The organism is Brevundimonas sp. EAKA, from assembly GCF_000698025.1.
Taxonomy (GTDB): domain Bacteria; phylum Pseudomonadota; class Alphaproteobacteria; order Caulobacterales; family Caulobacteraceae; genus Brevundimonas; species Brevundimonas mediterranea_A.
Window position 1 is genome coordinate 1 of sequence record NZ_JMQR01000118.1, and the last position, 9,508, is coordinate 9,508.

The following is a 9,508-nucleotide window of genomic DNA, read 5'->3' on the forward strand; positions in this document are numbered from 1 at the left end:
GGGGCGAGACCAGACTCCATCCCCCTTCGTCGATTGTCCCGGAGGCGGCGGAGGATTTCAGACGGCGCGGCGAAAAAACAGCGTCTGAATAGTATGAATTGTCTGAAATCGGGGCCGGGGGAAGTCGCACTACGCCCGCGAAACCGTGCAGCGTGTACGATGGTGCAATGAACGGGCCTCCCTTTCGCTACCGACAGCCGGGAGTATAGGCCCGCGGGAACGGGCGGGTGGTTGGGAGCTGACTTTTCAGTCAGGCGGTTGTTTTGCCGACAGCATATTTTCGGAATTAGGATGGCTGGTGTCTTCGCCGACGTGCGAGCACGGCGGAGGCCCGAAACGCCTCGTGGGCCTCTAGCCCCTGCGATTGGCTGGTGTCATTAAGGCAAATGTCCGCAACGGGGCGACGTCGGCCAAAGGCGTCACGCCCGGACGCCGACATCGGCGCCGAGAGCGGAATATCGTCTTTCAGACAGGTCGGGCGTGACCGGTCCCGGCGCTTGCCGGACCTTTCCCGCCGGATGACGATCCGCTTCCCTCCGAACGGTGATTATCCCGCCGTCCGCGTGCAGCGGCGCTGATGAGCGATGCCCTTGAGAAAGCCGCGGCGGACCAGGCCTGCACGGATCGCCGCCTGAACCTCCCGGTCATGGGCCGCAGCGCCCGACAGACGACGCACCCAGCTCCTTAGCGGGATGAAATCCGTGGCCGTGTCGCGAACCATGTCGAGCGCGGCATTGGCGGCCTGGTCGCCCGTGCCGGTCGCCGGCGTCGGCTGATCGACATCCGGGCCGAGGGCCTCGTCCAGGGCGTCGATCTGGGCGACGACGGCCGAGCAACGCTGAAGGCCCGCCGTCGCATAGGGGGCGCGGCGCGCGGTGATCAGAACCTCTGGCACCTCCTGTCGCCGCAGGTTGAGATCGTCCAGTGGAGCCGTCGCCGCCTGGCCCACGCCCTCGCCAAAAGTCTTTCCGCCCTGGGACGCTTGATCCCGGTTCAGCTCGACGCCCGATAGGCCAGGCATGGAGGCGCAGGCCCCAAGGCTGGATAGGCCCAAGGCCAGGATTGGCAGGACGACGAGGGGACAGGCGATTTTCAAAGGACCATTCCAAGCGTGACTATAGAAGACACAGCGTTCTGATTGCAGGACAGTTCCGGCGGCCGCCTTGATCAGGCGCAAACCAGGCCTGTCGAATGGCCGTGGGGGGGGGGCGGTTCCCGATGTCTGCCTCGGGTCGGACCACGACATCGACACCAGCCCGGAAAACGGACGTCGGGCCCACAGCCCAAAAGCGGACGCGCCGAACTGCCGCTAGGGGTGGGAAGCGGGCACAGCCAAACGACATTTTCCAATCCTTGACTGCTCATCCTGAGCACCATCTGATGGGTGTTCTAGGGAGAGCGTCATGATCCACAACATTGCAACGCTTACACTGATGGTTGCGCAAGCGACGGCGCCTGATCCGCTAACTGAAACGGCCTTGAACGCTCTGCGTACCAGCATCGCGGAAGTAAAGGGCGCTCAGAGTGCATTGCCTCCACCACAGACGGATCAAGAACGCCTGGAGCGCATGGGGGCTATCGACCAGGCCGCTCGACAAGGTCTTTGGAGGGCTATGGCGAACGTGCCGCCCCCCGAACGCGGGCGAGTTCGACGCGCGCTTTGGCCAGAGGTGCGGGCGATCGATATCGAAAACCAAGAGCAGTTATTGGCGATGGTTCCGGAGGAGGGGTGGTTCAGAAAAAGTCGCTACGGCGACAACGCAGCCGCGTCGGCGTTCCTCATTGTGCAGCATGGCGATGAGACGCTGTGGGAGCGCTTTCTGCCGATTCTCGCCGACCTTGTACCCAGCGGGGAAGTCGCCGGTTCGGAGTACGCCATGATGTATGACCGGCTTCAGATGACGAGAGATCAACCGCAGAGATACGGGACACAGATGACCTGCCCTTACGGCACCGGTCAGTGGACGCTTTGGCGGCTTGAGGATGCGGGGCGCGTCGACGAATTTAGAGCTTCGGTTGGCCTCGGGCCGGTTGCCGAATATGTCGACAGCTTCAAGACAGGGGCTCCTCCGACCTGCTGATCAGCTCGCCGACGAAGGTCCGCTATGGGTCGGTTTGCGAAATCGACGGCAGGCCGGAAAGCAGACTTTGGCGCGCGCCCGTCTCCTTCGGGCGGGAGGAGATCGCCCATGGGCCTGGCCTAAGCGAGCGCGAGGGCAGGCGTGGCGGGCAGGGGTTCTGGGCGTCGCAGAGGCGCCGGTCTTGCGGGGGCGCCCTCTCCGTCACGGCGCTGGAGAAGCGCCGCGCCACCTCCCCCGGAGGGGGAGGAGGCGAGAGCCTGGATCAGGCGGCCTTGCCGGCCTTCTTGGCGGCCAGCTTGTCCTGGTGGGCCTGCATGCCCTTGGCGATCATTTCGGCGGCCTCGCCGGCGTCGCCCCAGCCCTTGACCGTGACCGACTTGCCCTTCTCCAGATCCTTGTAGTGGGTGAAGAAGTGTTCGATCTGCTCGATCAGGATGGCCGGCAGCTGACGATAGCTGGCGACGTCGGTGTAATAGGGGTTCAGCTTGTCGACCGGCACGGCCAGGATCTTCTCATCGCCGCCGGCCTCGTCCACCATCATCAGCACGCCGATGGGGCGCGAGCGGATGACGCAGCCGGGCACGACCGGCGTCGGGTTCAGCACGATCACGTCGCAGGGATCGCCGTCGTCCGACAGGGTGTGCGGGATGAAGCCGTAGTTGCCGGGATAGTACATGGCGGTGTGCAGGAAGCGATCGACGAACAGGGCGCCGGATTTCTTGTCCATCTCGTATTTCACCGGCAGCCCGCCCTGCGGGATTTCGATGACGACATTGACGTCCCAGGGAGCGTTCGGGCCGACCGGAATAGCGTCGAGGTTCATGGCGGGGTCTTTGCTGCGTCTGCGAAATTCTGTGAGGCGCGCGTGATAGGACGCGCGCGCGGCCTCGGCAAGCGCGACTTGAGTCGGCGGACTTGCGCCACAGCGGCGACTGGGCTCAATTCGCGCGATGACCTGGGTTGATTGGGCCGCGCTGGCGCTCTTCTTCATCTGCTGGCTCGGCTATGCGCCGATCCTGAAGTTCATCGGCCGCCACGGCGGTTCGCTGAACGACGACATGAGCCATGTCCGCCGGGTCTGGATGGCGTCGATGACCCACCGCGAGATCCGCCTGGTCGATAGCCAGCTGATGGGCCATTCGATCAACTCGGCCTCCTTCTTCGCCTCGACCAATCTGCTGCTGATCGCGGCGGTGGGCGGCATCCTGTTCGGGGGCGAGAGCAAGCTGGAAGGCTTCGCCGCCGTCGGAGCGGACAATGTGCCGACCAGGATCCTGGAGGCCAAGCTGGCCCTGGTGCTGATCTGCCTGGCGCGCGGCTTCCTGGATTTCATCTGGGCCCTGCGCCAGATGAACTACACCCTGGCCCTGATCGGCTCGGCGCCCGAGATCAACAAGGAGATCGACCGCAAGGCGTTCGGCGAGGCGGCGGCCGAACTGCTCAATCCCGCGCTCAGTTCGTTCAGCCAGGGGGTCCGGGGCTATTATTTCGCCCTGGCGGCGGCGGCCTGGCTGTTCGGTCCGCTGTGGCTGGCCCTGGGCGTGGCCTCGTCCTTCGGCCTGCTGATCTATCGCCAGGAGGCGTCGCCCGCCGCCCGCGCCATTCGAAATGCGCGGCGCCTGCTGGGTGAATGACGGTTATTTTGCAGCTGCGACAGGGGACGTCCTCTCCTGCCCCAGTGCGTCGAATTGGGGCGAAAGCGCCGTAATTGCGTAACATGCCGTGACCCGAAAACCGCGCGCAGCGCTTGACCGATTGTGCATCGCAACCTAGATTGACCTTCGACGCCTCCGGGCGTCTTGCCCTTCCTGGGCGTTTCCTCCCTATAGACTTTTATGCCGCGCCTCCGGGCGCGGCTTTTTTTCGTCCCGCGCCGATCCGGGGGCAGGGGGCCGGGGTCAGGCCGCCCCGTCGTCCGCGCACAGGGCGGCGATGACGCGGTTCAGCGCCTTGCGGGTCGCGGCATGGGTCGCGTTGGGCGTCTGGGTCGCCTCGTCCAGATACAGTTTGCGGCTCAGTTCGATCTGGATCGCCTCATAGCCGTCCGCCGGCCGGCCCCAGACCTGGGTGGACCAGCCCCCGGCGTAGGGATGGTTCAGCGCCACCCGCCAGCCCAGCCCCTCGAACAGGTCGCGCAGTCGCCGGGTCAGCCGCGCCTGGCACGACGATCCGTGCCGGTCGCCCAGCACCACCTCCGCCCCCACCGCCCGCGTCGGCATGGAATGCCAGTCGATCAGTACGGCCCGGCCCCGCCGCGCCCGCGTCCGTTCCATCAGTTCGGCCAGGGCCGTGTGATAGGGGGCGTGGGCGGTCCGGATGCGCGCCTGGGCCTCCGCCAGGGACAGCCGCCGATCATACAGGGCCAGGCCGTCGCCCGACAGCCGGGGGATGACGCCGTATCCAGCCCGGGTCTTGGCCCCCACCGGCCCGTCCGCATCGACGATCAGGTCCGGATCCAGTTCGCCAGGGTCGCGGTTCAGGTCCAGATAGGCCCGGCCGATCCGCCCCTCGATCAGGGGCGCCCCATGGGCCGGCCCTTCGCGCACCAGGGCGCCGACCAGGGCGTCCTCGGCGCTTTTCAGGCTGGCGCGGGCCAGTCCGGCGAAGGCCCCCATGTCGTCGGGATAGGTCTCGCCCGAATGGGGCGAGGCGAAGACCAGGGCCGTTTCCGGGGCCGCGGCGGGCGGCAGGCTGATCGCGAAACTGGCCCCGTCCGTGGTCATGATCCCCGCATAACGGGTTTCGCTGTGGAAGGAAGACGTTCGACCGGTGAATTTCATCGCCGGTTTACGCTTGTCGGCCTAGGTTGCGTCCCTGATTAAACGGGCACTTCTCGAATGGCGCGCATCCTTTTGGCCGAAGACGACAGTTCGCTTCGCGGTTTCCTCACCCGAGCGCTCGAACGGGCGGGACATCATGTCGTCGACTGCGAGAACGGCGACGACGCCATCGACGCCCTGGAACACGGCCCCTACGACCTGCTGCTGACCGACATCGTCATGCCCGGCGCCGACGGGATCGAGGTGGCCCGCGTCGCCGCCGCCCGTCAGCCGGGCCTGCGCATCATGTTCATCACCGGCTTCGCCGCCGTCGCCCTGACCGCCGCCCAGGCCTCGCCCCAGGCCAAGGTCCTGTCCAAGCCGGTCCACCTGCGCGATCTGGTCAGTGAAGTCGAACGGATGGTCGCGGCCTGACGCTGAACCTGAGCGACGCGTTTAACGTCGTTCTTCCAAAAATCGTAATCTGGCCGTGAAATCGGCTTGATGCCGCCAGGCCGGGCCGCTATACGACCGCTCTTCCCGCCCCGGGGCGATTTCCCGGGGCCCTACGGCGGATGCGTAGCTCAGCGGGAGAGCACCTCGTTGACATCGAGGGGGTCACAGGTTCAATCCCTGTCGCGTCCACCATCCTCCCCCAACAGATTGCAAGCGTTGAAGAAACCGCTCTCGGGCGGTCGAAAACGCGCGTTTGCAGCACCAGCCTGCTGCACCACCAGCTTTGTCGAACGGCTGAAAACGGTTGTGAAACATTGGCTTCAGCCCGGTCGGGCTGCTGCACCAACCTGCTGCACATACCGTCCAAACGGCCCACTCAACCGTCACCACGGCCGCCCCGTCGTCGGCGCCCCAACCCTCCCGGCCTGATCGTCAGAGGGACGGTCTTCCACGTTCGCGTGAGAGTGCCCCGGAAGGCTCAGGGGATAGTCGGAAAAACACACGTCTGGCGGTCGCTCGGGACGGGGCGAAGGTCCGAAGCTATCCGCAAGGCCAAGCTCGTCGTGGCTGATCTGGAGCGTTCTTTTTCGCCTCAAGCCGAGACGGCGGTCGCGCCGGTGGGGTGTGGTCTTCCTGCTTCGAAAGCAGTGACTGCGCTTGATGTGCAGCCTCAGCACGCGATGACATTTGCCGATCTTTTTACGAGCTTCTGCTCCGATCCGTCGCGGGTCCGAGCACCCAAAACCCAGATGATTTACGACGGCCTTCTTTGGATAGCGTCGAGTGTATGGGGCGAGGATCGGCTGCTCACGTCTATAGATCGCGCGGCGTGTCGCCGACTGCTGGAGGTGCTGCGCTGTCTTCCTTCCAATCCTCAGAAACGCTTCCCCGCATTGAGCGCGGTTCAGGCTGCGGCAAAGGCGAAGGCGTCTGGGCTGAAGTCAACGCTCTCCCCCGGCTCGGTGAACGGCTATATGGCCAAGCTTCGAGCCTTGATGAAGTTTGCGGTCAACGAGGGGTGGATAGATCGAAATCCGGCGTTAGGTCTGAACGTGAGCGATCCGGTCAGAGAGCGCGACAAGCGGCTCCCATTTTCCGAAGAGCAACTCCAACATATCTTCAATGCCCCGATCTTTCGCGGCTGTGTTGATGATGGCTGGCATTATGCGGTGCCGGGTGGAAACCGCCCCCGACGCGCCCGCTTTTGGATTCCGCTGATCGGCCTCTACAGCGGGATGCGGCTTAACGAGATTTGCCAACTGGATGTGGCTGACATTCAGGTCGTTGAAGGCGTGCTGTGCTTCCTTGTGAGGGCGGACCCCACCGAAGCTGGCCGCAAACGATTGAAGACTAAAACCAGTGAGCGAGTGGTCCCGGTTCACCCCACGCTCTTGCGATTGGGGTTCTCGCAATACCTCGCCGCGAGGCGTGAGCAGAATTCGCAGAAGCTATTTCCTGAGCTTCGGGCCTCGGCGACCGGATATTTCTCAGATTCATTTTCGAAGTGGTTCAGAAGATTCCTCGCGTCGGCCGGAGCCGAGGCTCCGCGAACCTGCTTTCACTCCTTCAGGCATTGCTTCCGTGACGCTCTACGCCGAGCCAAGGTTCAGCATGAAATAGGTCTCGCGTTAGGTGGCTGGTCAGCAGGTGGATCGGCGGGAAACCTCACCGCAGCCGCATACGGCAGTGGCCACGCCGTCGCTGATTTAGCGGAGGCTGTAGCTTCTATCTCTTTCGATTTTCTCGACATTTCTTCTCTCGCCGACCCGCCCGATAACGGAGGTTGACAACGGCACTGGGTCCATGATGCATATATGCAGCATCAACATTCAGGTCCACACCATGTCTATCAACGAACCTCTTTCGCAAACCGCCGCCGTCATCAGTCGTATCCGACAGCAGCTTGGCGTCACCCAAGCTGCCGTCGCCACCGAAGCGAAGCTTGACCAAAGCCGGGTGTCTCGCATCGAAAAGGGCGAGGTCGCAGTTCAGGCTGAGGTAGACAAAGTTCTCGACGCGCTCGCTGCGATGGGGTCGCCGGAAGCGCGTGCCTTCAAGGATTTCGCTGATCGTGACTGGTCGGCAATCGAACCGCCCTCGTTCTGGAATCCCCAACGCGCCGCGCTGGAAATCACAGACGAGACGATGGGCGTCATCGAGGAATTTTTGTCAGACGAAGAGCAGCCGTGGCCTCTTCGACGGCAGATCGAACGTCACAAGGAAACTCTTCTTCGAGGAGCAAGCTACCTTCACCGCATGACCCATAACATCGCCTTCATCGGTGATATCGGCGTGGGCAAATCTACCGGGATCAGCTTTCTCTTCGATCTGCTCGTGCCGCCAAATCTGGCCGAGAAGCCGATGGATCGACCGGTTCTTGAAACGGGAGCGGGCGGGACGACCATCTGCGAGGTTCATATCAAGCGTGGCCCGGAGTTTGGAATTGCGATCCTGCCTATGACGGATAGCGAGGTCCGAGACCTTGTGTCCGATTTCTGTGCAGCCAAATGGACCGTGTTTAAGGACGGCGAAAAGGAGGCTGGGGAAAGCGTCAACGTCAGTCGAGAGGTTGAACGCGCCATTCGCAACATGACTGGACAAACTCGTCGTCGCGGCACCGATGGTGGCAAAATCGTTTATCACGACCCCATCCAAACCATCGTCGCGTCGTGTGCGAGCGAGGAAGAGTTCCGCACACGCATTTTGGAGATGATGTCGCTGGCAGAACGAACCTCGCGCGAGGTTTGGTATGACAGCGCGACTCGCCAGCACCCCATGGAGTGGATCACGAAGACCTTCAAGGAGGTCAACAATGGCCGTGCGCCGGATGTGTCCATCCCCAAGGCTATCGACCTGATCATTCCCGAGTTCGGAAAGGCATTTGGCGAACTCGAAATCTCGGTGATCGACACAAAGGGGGTCGATGACGTCGCCGTCAGGGAGGACTTGGACCTTCGGCTTAAAGACCCTCGCACCGCCGTCGTTTTCTGCTCCCGCTTCAACGACGCACCGGGGACCAGCAGCCGGAACCTGCTTCAGCATATGAGGCAGACGTTCTCCGAACCAGTGAACACAGGCAAAGTAGCGATCCTCGCTCTACCGCGTGCAGAGGAAGCGCGCGCGATGAAGGACGACTCCGGCGAAACCGCGATGGATGACGCGGAGGGCTACTCCTTCAAGCAGATGCAGGTCGAGAACGAACTCGCCGCTGACGATCTGGATGGCGTGCCCATGATGTTCTTCAACGTCCAGTCAGATGATCCTGCGCTCGTAAGAGAGGGCCTGTTCTCCCAACTGAACCGCATGCGTAGCACGGTCGAGACGCGCCTGTTCGATCTCTGCGCGGCCGTGGACGATCTGATCAAGAACAGCGAAGCCCAAGCTGCCAACGCCGCTATCGAGGAGGTTGCCGACAGGCTTAGCCGATTTCTTGGGTCACACCCCAAGCTCGCGGCGCGAGAACGGTTGGCCTACAGTGAAGCTCTGAGCACGGTGCGAGGTGTTCGCTATGCCTCGACCCTTTGGGCAGCTACGCGCAGGAGCGGAGAATACTCCGGCCTTAACATCGTGCACCAAGTCGGCGTCGGCGCCGCGCGTGACGCTCGGGTGAGGAGCGAACGCTGGTTCTCTTCGCTCAAGGACTACCTCGCGGTCATGAAGAATGACGAAGGTCTGACCCTTGCGGCAAAAACCGTTGAGCAGATCAGTCGCAGCGCGATGGCATCTCGGGTGGCTTTCTTGGAGGCCGTCCAACGTGCAGGCATGGAGGTTTACAGAGAACCTCTTGCACAGTCCCCTGTGTGGGGCCGTTGCGCGAGCCAATGGGGTCAAGGCCCCGGCTTCAAGATGCGGGTGGCTAACGAGCTTGAGGCATGGTTCGACAAGGAAGTCGAAGCCAAAGACAAGCTCGAAGAGATCACGAACACTCTGTGGGAGCAGTTGGTTCTGGCGCCGTTGCGCCGCCTCGTTGAGGAGAACGCGCCTGAGATCGACGTGATTGGAAACGTCGTCCCGTTCAAACGAAAGGCGTGACCATGTGAACAGGGAGGGGCGGGGCTATAATGTCTCGCCCCGTCCCGAGCGACCGCCAGACGGGGGGTTTTCCGACTATCCCCTGGGCCTTCCGGGGCACCCCCACGCGAACGTGGGAGACCGTCCCTCTGACGGTCCCGTCTCTTTTACACAACTGACGCCGCCGGCCGACCACCCCGG

8 protein-coding genes and 1 tRNA gene are annotated in these 9,508 nt (G+C 63.1%); 6 read left to right on the forward strand and 3 right to left on the reverse strand.

Annotated features, from left to right (window positions below; genetic code table 11):
• Nucleotides 1-547: 547 nt before the first annotated feature.
• The gene (locus ER13_RS18515) at nt 548-1,021 is read right to left on the reverse strand and encodes a hypothetical protein (protein ID WP_197019798.1); all 474 of its coding nucleotides are present in this window, start codon (nt 1,019-1,021) and stop codon (nt 548-550) included.
• 382 nt (nt 1,022-1,403) lie between these two features.
• Here ER13_RS18515 and ER13_RS13885 point away from each other — a divergent pair, with 382 nt between their 5' ends.
• On the forward strand, nt 1,404-2,081 hold the full coding sequence (locus ER13_RS13885; protein WP_052005128.1) for a DUF6624 domain-containing protein: 678 nt from the start codon (nt 1,404-1,406) through the stop codon (nt 2,079-2,081).
• A 262-nt stretch (nt 2,082-2,343) separates the two neighbouring features.
• Here the strand turns inward: ER13_RS13885 and ppa are convergent, their stop codons facing one another.
• Nucleotides 2,344-2,904, reverse strand: a complete 561-nt coding sequence (ppa, locus tag ER13_RS13890; RefSeq protein ID WP_008261086.1) for an inorganic diphosphatase — start codon at nt 2,902-2,904, stop codon at nt 2,344-2,346.
• A 127-nt stretch (nt 2,905-3,031) separates the two neighbouring features.
• Between ppa and ER13_RS13895 the strand changes: the two genes are divergently transcribed.
• On the forward strand, nt 3,032-3,715 hold the full coding sequence (locus tag ER13_RS13895; protein ID WP_008259721.1) for a DUF599 domain-containing protein: 684 nt from the start codon (nt 3,032-3,034) through the stop codon (nt 3,713-3,715).
• Nucleotides 3,716-3,979: 264 nt separating this feature from the next.
• On the opposite strand, the gene ER13_RS13900 is transcribed toward ER13_RS13895, so the two are convergent.
• Complete coding sequence (locus tag ER13_RS13900) at nt 3,980-4,804, reverse strand: N-formylglutamate amidohydrolase (protein WP_035310157.1); 825 nt, start codon at nt 4,802-4,804, stop codon at nt 3,980-3,982.
• Nucleotides 4,805-4,918: 114 nt separating this feature from the next.
• On the opposite strand from ER13_RS13900, the gene cpdR reads away from it, so the two are divergent.
• The 4 genes from cpdR (at nt 4,919) to ER13_RS13920 (ending at nt 9,328) form a co-directional block, all read left to right on the forward strand.
• Nucleotides 4,919-5,275, forward strand: coding sequence for a cell cycle two-component system response regulator CpdR (gene cpdR / locus ER13_RS13905; protein WP_035310150.1), 357 nt, complete (start codon nt 4,919-4,921; stop codon nt 5,273-5,275).
• Between the two features lie 138 nt (nt 5,276-5,413).
• A tRNA-Val gene (locus tag ER13_RS13910) sits at nt 5,414-5,488 on the forward strand.
• A 122-nt stretch (nt 5,489-5,610) separates the two neighbouring features.
• Nucleotides 5,611-7,083 carry a DUF6538 domain-containing protein gene (locus ER13_RS18035; protein WP_368664389.1) on the forward strand — a complete coding sequence of 491 codons (1,473 nt, stop codon included), beginning with the start codon at nt 5,611-5,613 and terminating at the stop codon, nt 7,081-7,083.
• Nucleotides 7,084-7,138: 55 nt separating this feature from the next.
• Nucleotides 7,139-9,328, forward strand: a complete 2,190-nt coding sequence (locus ER13_RS13920; RefSeq protein ID WP_035310158.1) for a helix-turn-helix domain-containing protein — start codon at nt 7,139-7,141, stop codon at nt 9,326-9,328.
• Nucleotides 9,329-9,508: the final 180 nt, after the last annotated feature.

What these genes read in the sequence shown, in the direction of transcription:
- ER13_RS13885 (WP_052005128.1), top strand. Translation starts at nt 1,404, where the DNA reads ATGATCCACAACATTGCAACGCTTACACTGATGGTTGCGCAAGCGACG.
- cpdR (WP_035310150.1), top strand. Translation starts at nt 4,919, where the DNA reads ATGGCGCGCATCCTTTTGGCCGAAGACGACAGTTCGCTTCGCGGTTTC.
- ER13_RS13920 (WP_035310158.1), top strand. Translation starts at nt 7,139, where the DNA reads ATGTCTATCAACGAACCTCTTTCGCAAACCGCCGCCGTCATCAGTCGT.
- ER13_RS18515 (WP_197019798.1), bottom strand. Translation starts at nt 1,021, where the DNA reads ATGCCTGGCCTATCGGGCGTCGAGCTGAACCGGGATCAAGCGTCCCAG.
- ER13_RS13895 (WP_008259721.1), top strand. Translation starts at nt 3,032, where the DNA reads ATGACCTGGGTTGATTGGGCCGCGCTGGCGCTCTTCTTCATCTGCTGG.
- ppa (WP_008261086.1), bottom strand. Translation starts at nt 2,904, where the DNA reads ATGAACCTCGACGCTATTCCGGTCGGCCCGAACGCTCCCTGGGACGTC.
- ER13_RS13900 (WP_035310157.1), bottom strand. Translation starts at nt 4,804, where the DNA reads ATGACCACGGACGGGGCCAGTTTCGCGATCAGCCTGCCGCCCGCCGCG.